Raw genomic sequence first — 18,074 nt, forward strand, 5'->3', positions numbered from 1 at the left:
TAGTTTGTCGGCCAGACCAAAGCCCTGGCGCTGAGTCGCCGCAACAATACGTCAGGTATGGGACTCGCGACGCAAATCACCCCCTCCGATGTCCGCCGAACAGCCACCCTGACCGTCGGCCTGCTCATGGGCGTATGGGTCATCGACTACGTCGACCGCGTGATGGTGGCCGTCGCCCTGCCGTTCATCGGGCAGGAGTTCACGCTCACCAAGACCGAGCAGGGCTGGCTCATCACCGTCTTCTCGCTGGTGTACCTGCTGTGCCAGATCCCCGGCGGGCTGCTGGCCGACCGGTTCGGCTCGCGGCGGCTGCTGGTGACCTCGCTGGCGCTGTGGTCGGTGTTCACCGCGCTGACCGGGCTGGCCTGGGGGCTGGCCGCGCTGCTGGTGATCAGGGCGCTGTTCGGGGTGGGGCAGGGGATCTTCCCCGGCGCGTCGTTCAAGGCGATGGCGGAACGGACCACGCCAGAGCGGCGGGCCACGGCGGCGGGTGCGATGCTGGCCTCCAACCAGCTGGGCGCGGGACTGGCGCCGCTGGTGGTCGCGCCGCTGCTGCTGGCCGTGGGATGGCGGCACACGTTCTGGGTGACGGCCGCGGTGGGCGTGCTGATCGGCCTGCTGCTGTGGGCGCTGCTGCCCAAGCCGCTGCCGGTCGAGCTGAGCGAGCCCGTCCAGGTCAAGCAGGCGCCCCCGCTGGCCGCCGTGCTGAAGGCGCCCGCGGTGTGGAAGTTCGCGGCGCTGTTCTGCGCGACGAACATGCTGGCCTACGGGATGATGACCTGGGTGCCGAGCTACCTGCTCGAGGCCAAGGGCATCTCGCTGTTGAAGACCGGCGTGTTCTCCGCCCTGCCGAGCCTGGTGATGACGGTGACCACGATCCTGGGCGGCTACCTGTTCGACCGCTACTTCAGCCAGCGGGCCCGGCTGTATGTGGTCCCGCTGCTGCTGTGCACCGCCGCCCTGCTGGTGCCGATGCTGATGGCCGACACCGCCGAGGGCTTCACGCTGTTCCAGACGCTGGCGATGGCGGTCGCGGGCCTGTCCACGATGGGCATCCTGGGCATGCCGGTACGGGCGCTGCCGCCCGCCGTGATCGGCTCGGGCATGGGCGTGGTCAACGTGGGCGGCCAGATCGCCGGGGTGATCACGCCGGTGCTGATGGGGTGGCTCGTCGACCGCTTCTCCTACACGGCCGCGTTCGGGCTGCTGATCGGCACCACCGTGCTCGGCGCGCTGATCGCCGTGGTGGTGCCGCAACGAGCCGAGCAGTTCACCTTCAAGGAGGCTTCGTGACCTACGACCTGGTGCTCGCCAACGGGCGGGTGATCGACCCGGAGACCGGCCTGGACGCCGTCCGCGACGTCGGCATCACCGGCGGCGTGATCCGCGCGGTGTCCGACGTGCCGCTGGAGGGCACCGAGCGGCTGGACGTGGGCGGGCTGGTGGTCGCGCCCGGCTTCATCGACCTGCACAGCCACAGCGCCGACCTGGCCGGGCACCGGCTGCAGGCCCTCGACGGCGTGACGACGGTGCTGGAGCTGGAGGCCGGCGCGTACCCGGTCGCGCGCGCCTACCGGCAGGCCGAGCTGGAGGGCAGGCCGCTCAACTACGGCTTCTCCACCTCCTGGGCCGCCGCCCGCATGTCGGTGCTCGCCGGAGTGGATCCGGCGGCCAGCCTGGAGGTGCTGCTCGCCAACATCGGCCGCGCCGAGTGGCAGCAGCCGGGCAACGCCGAGGCGACCGCGCGGATCGTGGCCATGCTGGAGAAGGACCTGGCCGACGGCGCGCTCGGCATCGGCATCCTGGTCGGCTACGCGCCGCTGGCCGACCCCGCCGAGTACCTGGCCGTGGCCGCGCTGGCCGCCCGCGCCGGCCAGCCCACCTACACCCACGCCCGCGAGCTGGTCGAGCAGGACCCGAACACTCCGATCGACGGCGCCGAGGAGATCGTCAGGGCCGCCGCGGAGACGGGCGCCCACATGCACTACTGCCACGTCAACTCCACCTCGGTCCGGCACGTCGACCGCGTGCTCGGCCTGGTGGAGCGCGTCCGCGCGGAGGGCTCCAAGGTCACCACCGAGGCCTACCCGTACGGCGCGGGCATGACGGGCGTGGGCGCCGCGTTCCTGGCGCCGGAGCTGCTGCACCGGCGCGGTCTGTCGCCGCACTCGATCGGCCTGCTGTCGGGCGGCCGCTTCGCCGACGACGCCGAGCTGCGGGCGGCCCGCGAGCGGGAGCCCGGTTCCGCCGCCTTCGTGCACCTGCTCGACGAGGAGGATCCGGCGCAGTTCGCCTTCATCCAGAAGGCGCTGGCCTTCGAGGACGCCGCCGTCGCCACGGACGCGGTGCCGCTCATCCGCACGCCGGACCCCGCCGCCTGGCCGCTGCCCGCCGACGCCGCCTCGCACCCGCGTACGGCCGGCACCTACGGGCGCGTGTTCCGGCAGCTCGTCAGGGAGCAGGCGCTGCTGAGCCTGCCCGAGGCGATCCGGCGCTGCTCCTACGTTCCCGCCCGGGTGGTGCCCGCGCTGCACCGCAAGGGCCGGGTGCAGGCGGGGATGGACGCCGACCTGACCGTCCTGGACCCGGAGACCGTCGCCGACCGCGCCAGTTACGCCGCGACCGTCGCCCCCTCGGAGGGCTTCGTCCACGTCGTGGTGAACGGCCGGTTCGTGGTCAGGAACGGCGCCCTCCTGCCCGAGTCCATGCCCGGCCGCCCCGTGCGGGCCTGACCCCCTGCTCCGGTACGGCCGACCCCGCCTGACCCCCTGATCCGGTATGGCCGGCCCCGCCTGATCCCCTGATCCGGTACGGCTTGATGCTGCGCCACCCGTGGTCGGCGGCGCTGTCGGCGGGACCTGCTTGCCGAGGTGTCGGCGGTGGCCACCTACGTGCGCGGCACCGTCGCGGGCGAGCTGGGCGAGCGGGAGGCGGCCCGCCGCTCCGGCATGACGATGGACGACTGGATGGCCGAACAGAGCCCCTACGGCCAGGTCATCCGCGACAGCGGCCGCTATCCGACGTTCACCTGGATCATGGACGAGGCCAGGATCCCGCACCTGCCCGACCGCCTCGAGCGGCTGTTCGCGCTGGGGCTGGAGCAGGTGCTCGACGGCCTGGCCGCCTCTCTCGGCAACCCTCGCCGTAGTGGCGGGCAACCGCATGGGGCAGGATCGAAACCGTGAGCGAACTGCACTACCTGAGCGCCACCGAGATGGCCCGCCTGGTCAGGAACCGGCAGGTCAGCGCCGTGGAGCTGCTCCAGGCGCACCTGGACCGCATCGAACGGGTCAACCCGAAGGTGAACGCCGTCGTGACGCTGGCGGCCGAGCAGGCCATGGACGCGGCCAAGGCCGCCGACGCCGCCGAGCCGGCCGGGCCGCTGCACGGCGTGCCGATCGCGCACAAGGACCTCGTCGACACCGCCGGCATCCGCACCACGTACGGCTCGCCGCTGTTCACCGACAACGTCCCGGCCGTGGACGACCTCCTGGTCCGCCGGATCAGGGCGGCGGGTGCGATCACGATCGGCAAGACGAACACGCCGGAGTTCGGCACCGGCTCGCACACGGTGAACGAGGTGTTCGGCGCCACCCTCAACCCCTACGACCTGACCAGGTCGGCGGGCGGCAGCAGCGGGGGCGCGGCGGCGGCGCTGGCCTGCGGCCTGGTGCCGCTGGCCGACGGCTCCGACATGGGCGGCTCGCTGCGCAACCCGGCCTCGTTCTGCAACGTGGTGGGCCTGCGCCCGACGCCCGGCCGGGTGCCGGATCCCTCTGACACGGCCGCCTGGTACACGCTGGCGGTGCCGGGGCCGATGGCGCGGACGGTCGAGGACGTGGAGCTGCTGCTGTCGGTCATGGCGGGGTTCGACCCCCGCTCGCCGTACGCGATCAAGGAGCCGTTCACCCCGGATCCAGAGGAGTCCGTGGCGGGGCTGCGCGTCGCGTGGAGCCCGGACCTCGGCGGGCTGCCGGTGGATCCGGAGACGGCGGCGGTGACGGCGACCGCGCCGGGCGTGTTCGAACGGCTGGGGGCCCGCGTCGAGCAGGTGGATCTCGACCTGTCGGACGCCGAGGACGCCTTCCGTGTCTACCGGGCCTGGTACTACGCGCTGTCGTTCGCGGGCATGGAGGGGCTCGGGGCGAACACGCGGTGGAACGTGGAGCGCGGGCTCGAGGTCACGGGGGCCGACCTGGCCAGGGCCGAGCGCCTGCGCAGCGGCCTCTACCAGCGGATGGCCGCCTTCTTCGACACCTACGACGTGCTGATCGCGCCGGTCAGCCAGGTCCCGCCGTTCCCGGTCGAGCATCCGTACGTGGGCGAGATCAACGGGATCCCGATGCCCGACTACCTGGCCTGGATGCGATCGGCGTACTGGATCAGCGTCCTGCACGCGCCCGCCGCCTCGGTGCCCGCCGGTTTCACGCCCTCTGGCCTGCCGGTCGGCGTCCAGATCGTCGGCCGCCCCTTCGACGACGCCAAGGTCCTGCGCGCCGCGAAATCCTTCGAAGCAGCCACCGGCCACGCCACCCACCACCCACCCCTCTAAACCCCAAGATCAAACCCAAAAAGCGTCGGGGGGAGACCAAGGTCAAACTCGAAGGGCGACGGGCGAGCTCAAACCCCAGAGCGACAGGAGGGCCCACAGGGCCACGAGCGCGCTCACATTCACCGAGCGATGAGCGAGCTGAGGTCCAGGGAGTGATGGACCGACGCGCACGCGAGGAGCGACTGGTCAGCGCAGGAAGCGATGGGCGCTGCGGCCGCGAGGAGCGGCGGGTCGGCGAAGACGTCAGGGGTTGGGTCAGAGTGGGGGTTGGCCGCCGTACGGCTGGCGTAGGGGGGACTCGCGGTAGCCGTGCATGCCCTCGAGCAGCCCGAACATGGCCACCCCGATCAGCGGCCAGGCCACCATCACCCCCGAGGCCTTCAGCGAGAGCGCGCCGGCGACCACCTTGGTGCCAGGCGCGGCGGCCGCCACGGTGACGGCGCCCAGCGTGAACGTCGAGCCGGTCCACCGCACCAGGAAGGAGCCGAGCACCCCACCCGCGCACAGGGCCAGCAGCATCGCCACCGGAGTGCGGCGCCCGACCAGCCAGCCCGCCGCCCCGCAGACCAGCCCGAGACCCGCCGTGATCACCGCGAACCAGCCGTCGGCGGCGATGAGCGCCTGCGTGGCCGGGTCGGCCAGCACCCGTCCCTCACCGGTCAGCTGGTACGGCGCGCGCGGCGACACCCATGACCAGAGCAACCCCGCCGGAACGGCCAGGGCGGCGAGAACGAGGACAGTAACGGCGAAAGCGCGTACTTCCCTCGCCACGCGACTCCCCCTCACATGTGTGTCCGAATCAGCTCGATGGTATCGCCCGGTTAGGCTCGCTTCGTGATTCAAGAAGAGGTCTGGCTGATCGAACCCTCGGGGCCGCTGCGGGGGGACGTCGAAGTACGCGGTTCCAAGAACGCCGTTTCCAAGCACATGGTCGCCGCCATGCTGGGCAGCGGGGAGAGCACCATCGCCAACGCCCCCGAGGTGGGCGAGGTGGGCATCACGGCGGCGATGCTGGAAGCGCTGGGCATCCACGTGGAGATCAACGGCGCGGAGATCCGGATCGAGCCGGGACCCGAGATCCGCCCCCGGGTGCCGGACGCGTTCACCGGGCTGAACCGCATCCCCATCCTCATGCTGGGCCCGCTGCTGCACCTGGCGGGCGAGGCGTTCGTGCCGCTGGTGGGCGGCGACCCGATCGGGCGGCGGCCCATCGACTTCCACGTCGAGGCGCTGCGCGCGATGGGCGCCGAGGTCGAGGTGGGCGACGGCGGCGTGTACGCCAAGGCCAAGCGGCTCAACGGCACCCGGATCGAGCTGCCGTACCCGAGCGTCGGGGCGACCGAGACGATCCTGATGTCCGCGGTGCTGGCCGAGGGCAAGACCGTGATCAAGAACGCCGCCATGGAGCCCGAGGTGGTCGAGCTGGCGCTGTTCCTGCAGCGGATGGGCGGCAGGATCGAGCTTTCCCCCGACCGCAGGATCGTCATCGAGGGCGTCGGCCACCTGCGCGGCGCCTCCACGTGGCTGGCGGGCGACCGCATCGAGGCGTTCTCCTATCTGGCCGCGGGCCTGGTCACCGGCGGCGAGGTACGGGTGCACGGCTGCGCGCAGGACCGCCTGGTCACCGCGATCACCACGCTGGCCAGGATGGGCGCCCAGTTCGACATCAACGACGAGTACGTCTGCGCGACGGCGCCGCCGGCGGGCCTTCGCGCCGCGGCGGTGTCGACCGACACGCACCCGGGGTTCATGACCGACTGGCAGACGCCGCTGATGGTGCTGTTCACGCAGAGCCAGGGCATGTCGGTGCTGCACGAGACCGTCTTCGAGAACCGGCTGGTGTACGTGCCCGCCCTGCAGACGATGGGCTGCGAGATCGAGGTGTTCGACCAGTGCCTGGGCGGGCCCGCCTGCCGGTATCACGACACCAACGCCAAGCACTCGGCCGTGGTGCGCGGGGTGTCGAAGCTGCGGGGTGCCGACGTGACGCTGCCCGACATCCGGGCCGGGTTCTCCGGCGTGCTGGCGGCGGCGGTGGCCGACGGGGTGTCGACGCTGCGCGGGGTGCACCACATCGAGCGCGGCTATCACCGCCCGTACGAGCAGTTCGCCTCGCTTGGTCTGAACATCCGCAGGCAACGGTAAAGAGTCGGAACCCGGCGTTTGCCCATGATCAGCCGGTCGCAGATCATCTGAGTGACTGTGCGCAAATCCATCGCCGGACTGGGTGTGGCCGGCGCGGTGAGCGGCATGCTGGCGGCCGCGCTGGTCGTGCCGGCTGTGGGCGGGGTGGGGATCGCCGCGAGGGACGTCGCCAACTCCTTCGTGGACCTGCCCCCGCCCCCGCACGAGGAGCCGCTCTCCCAGGTGACCCGGCTGCTGGACCGGCACGGCAAGCAGTTCGCCCAGTTCTACACCGCCAACCGGACCGAGGTGCCGCTCTCGCGGGTGGCGCCGGTGATGCGCCAGGCGATCGTGGCCATCGAGGACGCCCGCTTCTACGAGCACGGCGGCATGGACGTCAAGGGGACGCTGCGGGCGCTGCTGACCAACACCCAGGCGGGCGGCATCCGGCAGGGCGGCTCCTCGCTCACTCAGCAGCTGGTCAAGAACATCCTGGTGGAGAACGCGCGCACGGACGCCGAGCGGGTCCAGGCGCGGGCGCAGAGCATCGGCCGCAAGATCACCGAGCTGCGGTACGCGCTGGCCATGGAGGACAAGTACACCAAGGACCAGATCCTCGAGCGCTACCTGAACATCGCCTACTTCGGCGCGGGCGCGCACGGCGTCGAGGCGGCCGCCCATCGCTTCTTCTCCACCTCGTCGGCGGACCTGACGCTGGCCCAGGCCGCCACCCTGGCCGGCGCCGTACGCGCGCCGAACCTCACCGACCCCTCGATCGGCAGGAAGCAGCAGGCGCGGCTGAAGCTGCGGCGCGACACCGTGCTCGACCGGATGGCCGGCCTGAACATGATCACCCAGGCGCAGGCGGCCGAGGCCAAGCGCACCAAGCTGGACATCACCCTGCACCCTGAGCCCGGCGGGTGCGAGGAGAGCGACTACCCGTTCTTCTGCGTCTACGTGCGCCAGGAGTTGCTCAGCAACCCGGTCTTCGGGGCCACCGCGGCGGAGCGGAGGCGTCGCCTGGCCACCGGCGGCCTGGTCATCCGCACCAGCCTGGACCCACGCGACCAGCACGCCGCCGCGCGGGCGCTGCGCGGCCACGTCAACCCGCAGGACACCGAGGCGGGCTCGGAGGCCATGGTCGAGCCCGGCACGGGGCGGATCAGGGCGATCTCCGTCAGCAAGAAGTACGGCAGCAACCCGGGCGGGCGCAGGAACGGCTCGCGCACCACGATCAATCTGGCCGCCGACGAGGCGCACGGCGGCGGCATGGGGCTCCAGGCGGGCTCGACGTTCAAGGTGTTCACCCTGGCCACCGCCCTGCAGCAGGGGTGGCGCTTCAACCAGGGCTTCGAGACGCCGGGCTCGCTGGTGCCCGCGCAGGGTTACCGCGACTGCTCGGGCAAACCCGTCAACGACCCGCGGGCGCGCGTGCTCAACGCCAGCGGTGAGGGCACCGGCGGCCCGCACAGCCTGGAGACCGGCACCTGGAAGTCGGTCAACATCTTCTACATGATGCTGGAGCGAAAGGTCGGCCTGTGCAACGTGGTCAACACCGCCAGGTCGCTCGGCGTCACCCGCGCCGACGGCGGGCCGCTGCGCGAGGTGCCCACGTTCACGCTCGGCGTCAACGAGATGGACCCGGTCACGGTGGCCGCGGCCTTCGCCGCGTTCGGCGCCAGGGGCCGATACTGCCACCCGCTGGCGATCGTGAAGATCACCGACTCCGAGGGGCAGACGACCCGGGTGCCGCCGGCCTGCGACCAGGCCGTGGAGCGGGAGGTCGCGGACGCGGAGAACTACATCCTGTCGGGGGTGTTCACCAAGGGGACCATGCACGGTCAGAGCATCGGCCGCCCGGCCGCCGGCAAGACCGGCACGAACAACGGCTACACCTCGGCCTGGTTCGCCGGCTACACACCGGACCTGGCGGCGGCGGTCAGCGTCGGCGACATCCGCGGCTCCTACCGCCACCCGCTGGAGAACGTGGAGATCGGCGGCGAGTACTACGGCTCCGTGCAGGGCGCCTCGCTACCCGGTCCGATCTGGATCTCGTCGATGGAGTCGGCGCTGAGCGACACACCCCCGACAAGGTTCGCGCCGCCCAACATGGCCCGCTTCGGCGGCGGCTTCACGCCGGGGCTCAAGGAGGCCCTGGCCAAGGAGAAGAAGAAGGAGAAAGAGAAGGCGGGCCGCGGCCGGCGGGCCCTGTTCCCCGGCACCCACCGCCGCCACTTCGGCTGGGACGTCAACCCCCGCCCCCGCCCCCGCCAGTAGATCATCGATCCTGTACGGCGAGCCGCCCCACCGGCCGCCCGCCGCACTCCGGCCGGGGGCCCGCGACCGGCGAGTCCGGCGAGTCGGTGCCGCGCACCCGCCGTCACGGCGCACGGGAACGTGGCGGCGTAGAGCCTTGACAAGATTTCTGACACGACATCGCAACCGGGGAGTTATGTTCCGGGATTGAACCGTGGGCCCCAGGTGGATAACGTCCGGTCGTGGGAATGGTCGGTCGTGCGGAGCCGTTGCGGACGCTCCTGGAAGCGATGCGCCACCCTCCGGCGGTGGCGCTGGTCGAAGGCGAGGCGGGCATCGGCAAGACGACGCTGGTGCACGCCGCGGCCGAACAGGCCAGCCGTACGCTGCTGGTGGGCTACTGCCATCCGCTGCGCGAGCCCTTCCCCTACGGGCCGGTCTTCGAGGCCATGCGCGACCTGCGGGGCGTACTGCCCGGCCCGGAGGAGCTCAGCCCGGTGACGGGAGCGCTCCACGGCCACCTGCCCGAGCTGACGCCGCTGCTGCCCCCCGCGCCCGCGCCGCTGCCCGACCCGGCCGCCGAGCGCCACCGCCTGTTCCGCGCGGTGCACGACCTGCTGGCCGCCGCGGGACCGGCGGTGCTGGTGATCGAGGACCTGCACTGGGCCGACGACGGCACCCAGGACCTGCTGGGCTTCCTGCGCAGGCGCCCGCCGGACGGGCTGGCGCTGGTGCTGACCTACCGCAGGCAGGAACTGCCTGCCGCCGGCCTGCCGCTGGGCGCCGCCTACCGCGGCTCGCCCGCGGCCTCCAGCGTGCTGATCGCGCTGGAGCCGCTGGCCAGGCCCGACGTGGGCGCGCTGGCCGCGGCCCTGCTCGGCCGGCCCGACCTGCCGCCCACCTTCGCGGCCCGGTTACACGAGCGCACCGGCGGCATCCCCTTCCTGGTGGAGGAGGTGGTCCGTTCCCTGGGCGACGACCGGCGGCCCGAGGCTCTCGAGCGGGCCGGGGTGCCGCTGCTGCTGCGCGAGTCGATGTCCGAGCAGCTGGCCAGGCTCTCCCCCGCCGCGCTGGCCGCCGTCCGCGCCGCCGCCGTGCTCCGGCTGCCGGTGGGCGAGCAGCTGCTGTCCGCGGTGGCGGGCGACGCCTGCGGGCTGGGCGAGGCGCTCCGGCTCGGCGTGCTGCACGAGTATCCCGACAGCAGGTACGGCCTGCGCCACGCGCTGGCGCAGGAGGCCGTCTACGACACGATCCCCGGCCCCGACCGCAGGCTCGGTCACGAGCGGGCCATGGCCGCGCTGGCCGCGCTGGACCCGCCGCCGCTGGTCCAGCTCACCTTCCACGCCCGCAGGTCGGGCGACAGGCAGGCGTGGCTGAGCTACGGCGGCGCGGCGGCCCGCCAGGCCGCGGCGCTGGGCGACACGCCGCTGGCGGTCGAGGTGCTCGAGGGCATGATCTCCGATCCCGACCTGCCCGGCTCGAAGCGGGCGGCGCTGGTGCTGACGCTGGCCAGGCTGGCCATGGCGAGCCTGGCCTACCCGCGGGTGATCCGGCTGCTGCGGCACCTGGTCTCCGACGAGCGGCTGGGCAGGGACCTGCGCGGCGAGGCGCGGCTGTCGCTGGGGCTGATCCTGTTCGGTCAGGGCGGCGACGTGGCCGCGGGCCGTCCCGCGATCCTGGCCGCGGTGGAGGAGCTGGGCGACCGGCCCGCGCTCGCGGCCCGCGGGCTGGCCGCGCTGGCCATGCCCGGCTGGGGTCTCGAGCCGCTGGCCGTACACGAGCAGTGGATGGAACGGGCGGAGGAGCTGATCGCGGCGGCCGACGACGCCGAGATCTCGGCGGCCGTCATGGGCAACCGGGCGACGCTGGCCATGTCCGTCGGCTCGCCGGAGACGGCGAAGCTGGCGGCCGTGCTGCCCGCCACCGACCCGTCCACGGCCGTGCGCAGGCAGGTGGCCAGGGCCTACTGCAACCTGTACGACCTGGCGGTGACGCTGGGCCAGTACGAGCTCGCCGACGACTACGGCAGGCGCGGGCGGGTGCTGGCCGAGGAGACGGGCGCGCTGTTCCCCGCCTACCTGGCGCGCGGCGTGGCGCTGCGGATGGACTGGATGACCGGCCACTGGGAGGGCCTGGCGGCGCGGGCGGTCGCCGCGGTCGAGGACGGCGCGGAGAGCCCGGTCGGCTCGCTGGAGGCGCACTACGTGCTCGGCCGGCTGGCGCTGGCCGCCGGCGAGTGGGCCGAGGCCGAATCCCACCTGCGGGCCGCCGGGAGTCCCGACACGGGCTACCTGCCTCTCGTGCTCGCCGCCTGGGGCGGGCTGGTCGAGCTGCACCTGGCCAGGGGTGAGGTGGCGCCGGCCGCGCGGGAGAGCGAGCTGGCGGCCGGGCGGCTGGCCGCCAAGGGTGTGTGGGTGTGGGGCGACCAGCTGGTGCCCGCGGCGGTGACCGCGCTGCTGCGGGCGGGACACGCCCGCGAGGCGGGTGCGCTGGTCCGGCGCTTCGCCGACGGGCTGACAGACAGGGTCGCGCCGGCCGCCGCGGCCGCGCTCGAGCTGGCCGAGGGGGCGCTGGAGCTGTCGGCGGGCAGGGCGCAGGCGGCGGCCGAGCGCTTCGCGGCGGCGCGCGCCGCCTTCACCGCCATGCCCCAGCCCTATGCCGCCGCCCGCGCGGGCGAGGCCGCCGCGGACGCGCTGCTCGCGCTTGACGACCGCACGGCTGCCGCCGCCGCCTTGGCCGAGGCCGCCGAACGCTTCGCCGCGCTCGGCGCCACCAGGGACGCGGCCCGCTGCCGGCACGCGCTGCGCGAGTACGGCGTGGCCACCCCCGTCAACCGGCGCCGCGGCGAGGGCCTGCTGTCGGCCCGCGAGCGGGAGGTCGCCAGGCTCGTCGCGCTCGGCAGGACGAACAGGGAGATCGCCGAGGTGCTGTTCCTGTCGCGCCGTACGGTCGAGACCCATGTCGCCACCCTGCTGCGCAAGCTCGGCGTCCGCTCGCGGACCGAGATCGTGGTCCCGCCCGAGGGGCCGGGCGGGACCACGGGTGCCTAGACGGTGATGCTCCACCAGTCCAGAGTTCCTGTGTCCTGCGCGTAGTAGTCCTCGATGTAGAGGGTCCACGTGCCGGCGGCCTGCTGGCTGACCGGCACCGACCAGTTCCTGGTGCCGAAGACCGTGCAGGACGTGCCACCCGGCGAGCGCAGGTGGTACCACCTGCCGTTCGGGCCCTGGAGCCAGATGTCCAGGTCCTCGATGCACGTGTGGTTGCTGGTGGCCGTGACCTTCACCGGCGACTGCGCGGTCCCGCTCGCGGTGGAGGTGACCGAGCTGGTGATGTACTCGTAGTCGTCGATGAAGTAGTCGGTGTCGTTGCGGAAGGTGCGGCCGGGGTTCTGCCCCTGCACCGTCAGCGCGAACACCGTGGTGTGGGCGCCCGTCTCACCCGCGCCTCTGATCGTCACCTGGTAGCTGCCCGCCGGAGTCGAGCTCGTGGTGCTGATCGTCAGCGTCGAGTTGTTGCCGCTGGTCACGCTGGCCGGGTTGAACGAGGCGGTGCCCCCGGTCGGCAGCCCGGATGCGGTCAGGTTGACCGTCTGGGCCGTGCCCTGCGTGGTCTGCGTGGAGACGGTCGTGGTGATCGCCTGGCCCGTCTGGACGGTGCCGGAGGACGGGTTCACCGCGATGGAGAAGTCCCGGGTGGGCGGGGTGCTGCCTACCGTCAGCTGGTAGGTGGCGGTGTGGGAGCCGGACGCGCCGGTGCCCGTGACGGTGATCGTGGAGGTGCCCGCGGGCGTCGAGGCGCTGGTGCTGATCGTCAGCGTCGAGCTGTTGCCGCTGGTCACGCTCGCCGGGTTGAAGGACGCCGTCGCCCCGCTCGGCAGCCCTGAGGCGGTGAGGTTCACCGTCTGCGGGTTGCCCGCGGTGGTCTGGGTGCCGACCGTGGTGGTGGCCGACTGACCCGGGTTCACCGAGCCGGAGGTCGGGTTGGTGGAGATCGAGAAGTCCTGCGTGGGAGAGGTGCAGGTGGGCTCGCCCGACTGGACCGGGACGCTCACCGCGTTCCACGCCGCCTTGGTGGCCGCGCACTCGGCGCTGTTGGCGCCGTAGAGCTCGACCGCGGCGGCCAGCGAGGCCGACCTGACGTTGGCGTAACGCCAGGACGAGGTCTTGCGCTGCATCGCGCCCAGGTAGATCTTGCCGGCCTTCTGGATGCTGATTCCGGTGACAGAGGAAGGGCCGCCGGAGCAGATCGGGCTGTTCGGCTTGCCGCCGCCGGGCGAGGAGCCCTCGGCCAGCAGGTAGAACCAGTGGTTGAGCGGGCCGGCCGCCGCGTGCACCTCGGTGCTGGGGATCGAGGAGGAGTAGCAGTTGGGGTCGCCCACCTGCGACGGGTTGTACATGTACCGGATCGGGCCGTCCCCGACCAGGTTGACCTCCTCGCCGACCGTGTAGTCCGGCGGGTCGTTGGGGTTGTTGGCGTAGGCCTCGGTCAGGGCGCCGTAGATGTCGCCGGTGCCCTCGTTGATGCCGCCGTTCTCGTTGCCGGATCCCGCGCCGCCTGGCGTGGTCTGGAAGATGGCGTGGCCGAACTCGTGGCCGACCACGTCGATGGGCGTGGCCTGGCGCTGGTTGTCCTGGGAGTGGCCGAAGTTGGTCTTGCTGCCGTCCCAGTAGGCGTTGACGTCGCTCAGCCCGACCTCGGCGGGGAAGCCGCGGCCCGCGCCGTCGATCCCGTTACGCCCGAGCCAGTCGCGGAGCATGTCCCACTCTTTTTGCACGCTGTAGAGCGCGTCCACGCAGGCCGTCTCCAGGTCGGTGCCGGAGTTGTTGCCCCAGACGTCGTCGGGTCCGGTGTACGGCGAGCCGTTCTGCCCGCCACACTGGATGCCCGGCCTGGAGGTGTCCACCATGCGGTAGGTGGAGCCCGACTGGCTGGTGGAGATGTTGGAGCTCGGGTAGTAGTAGCCGTTGCCGGTGCCCTCGCGCACCTCGTCGTAGGAGTCGGCCACCTTGCCCGTGCGGGCGTCGACGAACACGTGCTGCTTGCTCGGCTTGCCCTCGGCGACGCCGGTGACGACGCTCTCCCAGGCCAGCTTGGGCTGCGCGCCCCAGGCCAGAACGACCAGGCGCGGGGCCTCGGCGGTGTCGACCCGCTGGAAGCGGCCGCTCGCCGTCTTGGTAGCGCTGTCGGCGCCCACCTTGGGCTGGATGCCGAGGCTGGAGTTCGTCTCCTTGGAGGCGGCGGTGGTGTCGCGCACATTGCCCTGGGAGTCGGTGACGACGACCGCGTCGCCGCCGACCACCGGCAGGCCCTTGAAGGTGCGCTCGTAGGCGACGTAGAACATGCCGCTGGCGCCGCCCGTCACGGCTCGGCGCCAGTAGGTCTCGTCGGGTCCCTTGCGTAACTTGTCCAGCCCGCTGGAGACGGCCTGGTCGGCCGCGGCCACGGCGCGGCTCTCCGGGTCGGCGGCCAGGCTCTTGTGCGGGTTCGCGCCAGGGGGTGCGGCGGCGGCCGGTGGGCCCACCAGGGCGGCCGTGACGGCCAGTCCGGCGGCTGCCGCGAGAACGGATCTGCGTCTCACGCCAGGTCCTTTCGTGCTGGGGGATGGCGGCTTGACACTAGATCCGGACTCGTTGAAAGAACATCCGTATCGATATCGGTATACGTACGGAAATATCTAGTGAACAGCGGCGGGCGAGGAGGCGTCCCTGGCGACCAGTTCGGGTTTCCCCGTGCCGTCCGCCGGGACCTTCCAGAGGTCGCCGTCCTTGCCGTACATGACGGTGCTTGCGTCGAGCCAGGCGACCTGGTCGTCGACGCTGGCGGTCTCGGCCAGCGGGGTCTCCTTCATCGAGCGCAGGTCGAGCGCGTGCAGGCGCCACGGTCCCGGTTCGACCCGTTTCTTGAAGACCAGGCGGGTGCCGTCGGGCGACAGGGACGGGCATTCGGCGTTCTGCCGCAGCGTCCTGGCCTTCCACCCGGCGAAGTCGCCCTCGACCAAGTAGGTCCTGCCTTTGGTTGACATGGTGGCGTAGAAGCGGTTGTCGTCTCCGGCGAACGTGACGCCCCAGTAGTTGACGTCGGGCGAGTGGTAGCGCTTGCCGTCCAGGTAGAGCGGGATGTCCTCGATGTTGGTGATCGCGTAGCCGGTGCGGATGTCGACGATGCCGGTCCAGGTGGAGAATCCGCCGCTGCTGTAGGAGTCGCCGGTGACGAAGACCGTCCACGACGCCATCCGGCCGCTGGCCGACACCCTCGCCCTGCTGGGGACCCCGGCCAGCTTGACCCGGCGGGTCTCGCGCAGCCTCCGGTCGAGGACGATCGCGTCGGTCTTCGGCAGCGCACCCGGCTGGGTGACCAGGCACAGCGTCGTCCCCGCCGCCGTGTAGAAGCGGTCGCACGACGTCCCGCTCACCGCGGGTGCGGCCCCCGGGTCGGCCAGGGGGACGGCCGCGATCCGCCCGCCGCTGCGGAACAGCAGCCGCCCGGGCGCCCCGGCGTCGAACCCGGGCACGGCCGTGACCGTCTTCCTGGAGGCCGCCCACGTGGTGTAGGCCAGCGCTCCCCCGCCCAGCAGGACGACGGCCACGATCAGCACGATCAGTCGTTTCATCGGCGCAGCCCCCGCCAGGCCACCACGATCGACACCGCCAGGCCCGCCGCCATCACCGCCAGGCCCGGGCCCGCCTCCAGCGCGGTCCACAGGGCCCCGAACAGGATCGACGACAGCATGCGGGCCGTGGCCTGGCCCGTCTGCAGCAGCGCGAGCCCGCTGGTCCGCACCCCTTCCGGCAGCAGCGGCCCGGCCAGCGCCATCAGCACCCCGTCGGTCGCCGCGTAGAACACGCCGTGCAGCGCCAGCACGGGGACCAGCCAGCCGGGTCCCATCAGCAGCAGGTAGGCGGCCAGCAGCGCGACGTGGCCGCCGGTGAACACCGCCGCCCTGCCGTACCGGTCGGCGAGTTTGCCGAAGGGGACGGCGAGCAGCAGGTACGCGCCCGCGGTGCCGAGCGGTAGCAGCGGGAACAGCTGCGGCGGGAGCGCGAGCCGCTTCTGCAGCAGCAGGTAGACGAACGAGTCGCTGACCGTGACCAGTCCGAGCGTCACCGCGACCAGGCAGATGCGGCGGAAGGCGGCCTGGCGCAGCACCGCCGCCCGCAGCGAGACGCCCGCCGTCACAGGGCCCCGGCGGTCGCGCACGTACAGCGCAAGCAGCAGCACGCCGAGCACCGCCACGCAGAAGCTGACCACGAACACCGCGTCGTAGGCTCCGGCGGTGACCGACAGCACCCCGAAGGCGGCCAGCGGGCCGAGGAACGCGCCGACCGTGTCCATCGCCCGATGCACGCCGAACGCCCCGCCGAGCCGGTCGGCGGGGGCGCTCAGCGTGATCAGCGCGTCCCTGGGCGCGGTCCGCAGCCCTTTGCCCGTCCTGTCGGCCGCGATCACGGCGCCGAGCAGCGGCACCGAAGACGTCGCCAGCAGGCCGAGCTTGCACACCGCCGACAGCCCGTAGCCGAGCCCGGCCACCAGCTTGCGCCGCCTGAACCGGTCGGCGGCGTGCCCTCCGGCCACCCGTACCAGCGCCGTCACGCCGAAGTACAGGCCGTCGAGCACCCCGAACTGCAGCAGGCTCAGCCCCAGCGTGCCGACCAGGTACAGCGGCAGCACCGCGGTGATCATCTCCGACGACACGTCGGTGACCAGGCTGACCGCCCCGAGCGCGAGCACGTTGGCCGGGACGGAGCGGACCAGCCGCGATTCGCGGATGGAGATGTACATCTATCTCCAGCCGGTGATGTCGAGCAGCACGCCGTAGCCGGTGCCGCTCCACTGGACGACGACGTAGAAGTGCCTGCCGGAGGCGTCGAATTCGCCGCCGGTCGGGCTGCCGTCGTTCAGCGTGGCGATGCGGACGCACCCGTCGGACTGCAGGTCGTCGTCGGGGCCGTCGGGCCTGCACGACCACAGGTCGTTGCCGTGGAAGCCCTGCAGGTCGCTGTCGGTGTCGCCGTCCTCGTGCACGATCCAGTTGCCGCGGCCCGGCTGGTAGGCGATGTTGTCGGGCATGTTGAGCGCCGGGCCGCCCAGGATGAACGGCTGCACCTGCGGGACTCCGGCCGTGGGCTGGTCCACGGCGCCGTCGGTGAGGCAGATCGTGTCGCCCCACATCTGCGCCTCGTCCTCGTTGCCCGTTTCGTCCGAGCAGATCCTGACCTTGCCCTCGGCCAGGGCCTTGCGGTCCAGGTCCATGTCCTCGGGGCGGTAGTAGCCGGTCAGGTGCTGCGTGGCGGTGGCCCTGGTGAGGTCGGGGTCGGACCTGTCCTCGACGGGGATCCAGGAGCCCTGGCCCCATTGGGTGCCCTGGCCGTAGTCCCTGCCGCCCTCGTGCTTGCCGATCCGCAGGCCGTACAGCCTGCCGTGGGTGAGCGGCGAGTTTCCGAGGTCCGAAATTTCACCATTCGGCGCTTGGTCGGGGACGAACTTGAAGAACGCGCCGCCCGGGTTGCCTTTCTCCGGGCGGCTCTCGTCGGTGTAGTAGACGACGCCGCTGGGCAGCGCCACCATGCCCTCCCACGACAGGCGGCCCAGGAGCGGCCTGGCGGTCAGGTTGCCGGCGCCGGTGCCGCCGTGGAAGCGGCCGGTCTTGCGGTCGAGCGTGACGCCGGTGGTGTGCAGCGGGTCGATCAGCTCGTACAGGCGGCCGCCCTGCCTGCCGCCGCCGTTCTCCTCGCCGAAGACGATCGTTCCCCAGGCGGTGCGGCGGACCGGGTCGCACGACTCGGTGCCGGTGAGGATCGTCTCGGCCTTGCCGGTCTTCAGGTTGACGCGCAGCAGCCCGGGGTGGTCCTTCTGCCATTCGTTGCAGCTGATGCGCCACTGCGGGTTCTCGTCCGACGGCCAGAACGCGCCCTGGTCCAGGTAGAGCGGCAGCCGGTCGTTGATCACCCTGACCTTGAGGCTGTCGGCCACCTTGATCAGGCTTTCCGGGTGCTTGAGTGCCTCCTCCTTAGCGACGGGCTTTTGCGACGATTTATCGAGATATCCCGTGATGCCGTAGGGATTGTCCGCGTTTGCGGCTTGCACGCCGCAGCCGGCCGTTCCGGCCAGCAGCACGGCGATGAGGATCTTGCGCATGTAC

12 protein-coding genes are annotated in these 18,074 nt (G+C 72.1%); 7 read left to right on the forward strand and 5 right to left on the reverse strand.

Annotated elements, in window-relative coordinates:
* Positions 1-57 precede the first annotated feature (57 nt).
* From ACIBHX_RS10725 to ACIBHX_RS10740, 4 genes are all read left to right on the forward strand, one after another.
* Entirely contained in the window at positions 58-1,293 is a 1,236-nt protein-coding gene (locus tag ACIBHX_RS10725) for an MFS transporter (RefSeq protein ID WP_397066297.1), read from the forward strand.
* Positions 1,290-2,732 carry an amidohydrolase family protein gene (locus ACIBHX_RS10730; protein ID WP_397066299.1) on the forward strand — a complete coding sequence of 481 codons (1,443 nt, stop codon included), beginning with the start codon at positions 1,290-1,292 and terminating at the stop codon, positions 2,730-2,732. Before ACIBHX_RS10725 ends, ACIBHX_RS10730 begins: the two co-directional genes overlap by 4 nt.
* A 147-nt stretch (positions 2,733-2,879) precedes the next feature.
* On the forward strand, positions 2,880-3,185 hold the full coding sequence (locus ACIBHX_RS10735; RefSeq protein WP_397066301.1) for a TetR/AcrR family transcriptional regulator C-terminal domain-containing protein: 306 nt from the start codon (positions 2,880-2,882) through the stop codon (positions 3,183-3,185).
* Positions 3,182-4,552, forward strand: a complete 1,371-nt coding sequence (locus ACIBHX_RS10740) for an amidase (protein ID WP_397066303.1) — start codon at positions 3,182-3,184, stop codon at positions 4,550-4,552. The genes ACIBHX_RS10735 and ACIBHX_RS10740 overlap by 4 nt, the downstream gene beginning before the upstream one ends.
* 255 nt (positions 4,553-4,807) lie before the next feature.
* Here ACIBHX_RS10740 and ACIBHX_RS10745 read toward each other — a convergent pair whose 3' ends face one another.
* Positions 4,808-5,323 (reverse strand): hypothetical protein, encoded by a 516-nt coding sequence (locus tag ACIBHX_RS10745; protein WP_397066305.1) that lies wholly within the window; start codon positions 5,321-5,323, stop codon positions 4,808-4,810.
* 63 nt (positions 5,324-5,386) lie between these two features.
* Here ACIBHX_RS10745 and murA point away from each other — a divergent pair, with 63 nt between their 5' ends.
* From murA to ACIBHX_RS10760, 3 genes are all read left to right on the forward strand, one after another.
* Positions 5,387-6,697: a UDP-N-acetylglucosamine 1-carboxyvinyltransferase gene (gene murA, locus ACIBHX_RS10750; RefSeq protein WP_397066307.1), complete on the forward strand. Its 1,311-nt coding sequence runs from the start codon at positions 5,387-5,389 to the stop codon at positions 6,695-6,697.
* Positions 6,698-6,754: 57 nt separating this feature from the next.
* Positions 6,755-8,953 (forward strand): transglycosylase domain-containing protein, encoded by a 2,199-nt coding sequence (locus ACIBHX_RS10755; protein WP_397066309.1) that lies wholly within the window; start codon positions 6,755-6,757, stop codon positions 8,951-8,953.
* Positions 8,954-9,180: 227 nt separating this feature from the next.
* A complete protein-coding gene (locus ACIBHX_RS10760; RefSeq protein WP_397067054.1) occupies positions 9,181-11,982 on the forward strand; it encodes an ATP-binding protein in 2,802 nt (933 codons plus the stop codon).
* Here ACIBHX_RS10760 and ACIBHX_RS10765 read toward each other — a convergent pair.
* The 4 genes from ACIBHX_RS10765 to ACIBHX_RS10780 all read right to left on the reverse strand — a co-directional run bounded on the left by ACIBHX_RS10765 (position 11,979) and on the right by ACIBHX_RS10780 (position 18,070).
* A complete protein-coding gene (locus tag ACIBHX_RS10765) occupies positions 11,979-14,513 on the reverse strand; it encodes a M4 family metallopeptidase (protein ID WP_397066311.1) in 2,535 nt (844 codons plus the stop codon). The two genes, ACIBHX_RS10760 and ACIBHX_RS10765, sit on opposite strands and share 4 nt — an antisense overlap.
* 96 nt (positions 14,514-14,609) lie before the next feature.
* Positions 14,610-15,545: a hypothetical protein gene (locus ACIBHX_RS10770; RefSeq protein WP_397066312.1), complete on the reverse strand. Its 936-nt coding sequence runs from the start codon at positions 15,543-15,545 to the stop codon at positions 14,610-14,612.
* The gene (locus ACIBHX_RS10775) at positions 15,542-16,714 is read right to left on the reverse strand and encodes an MFS transporter (protein ID WP_397066314.1); all 1,173 of its coding nucleotides are present in this window, start codon (positions 16,712-16,714) and stop codon (positions 15,542-15,544) included. The genes ACIBHX_RS10770 and ACIBHX_RS10775 overlap by 4 nt, the downstream gene beginning before the upstream one ends.
* Positions 16,715-18,070, reverse strand: coding sequence for an alkaline phosphatase PhoX (locus ACIBHX_RS10780; protein ID WP_397066315.1), 1,356 nt, complete (start codon positions 18,068-18,070; stop codon positions 16,715-16,717).
* Positions 18,071-18,074 lie beyond the last annotated feature (4 nt).

The sequence above is a fragment of the Nonomuraea sp. NPDC050536 genome, assembly GCF_044457685.1.
Taxonomy (GTDB): domain Bacteria; phylum Actinomycetota; class Actinomycetes; order Streptosporangiales; family Streptosporangiaceae; genus Nonomuraea.

Excerpts from the sequence above, each read along its gene's own strand:
- ACIBHX_RS10725 (WP_397066297.1), top strand. The coding sequence starts at position 58 with ATGGGACTCGCGACGCAAATCACCCCCTCCGATGTCCGCCGAACAGCC.
- ACIBHX_RS10760 (WP_397067054.1), top strand. The coding sequence starts at position 9,181 with ATGGTCGGTCGTGCGGAGCCGTTGCGGACGCTCCTGGAAGCGATGCGC.
- ACIBHX_RS10770 (WP_397066312.1), bottom strand. The coding sequence starts at position 15,545 with ATGAAACGACTGATCGTGCTGATCGTGGCCGTCGTCCTGCTGGGCGGG.
- ACIBHX_RS10775 (WP_397066314.1), bottom strand. The coding sequence starts at position 16,714 with ATGTACATCTCCATCCGCGAATCGCGGCTGGTCCGCTCCGTCCCGGCC.
- ACIBHX_RS10780 (WP_397066315.1), bottom strand. The coding sequence starts at position 18,070 with ATGCGCAAGATCCTCATCGCCGTGCTGCTGGCCGGAACGGCCGGCTGC.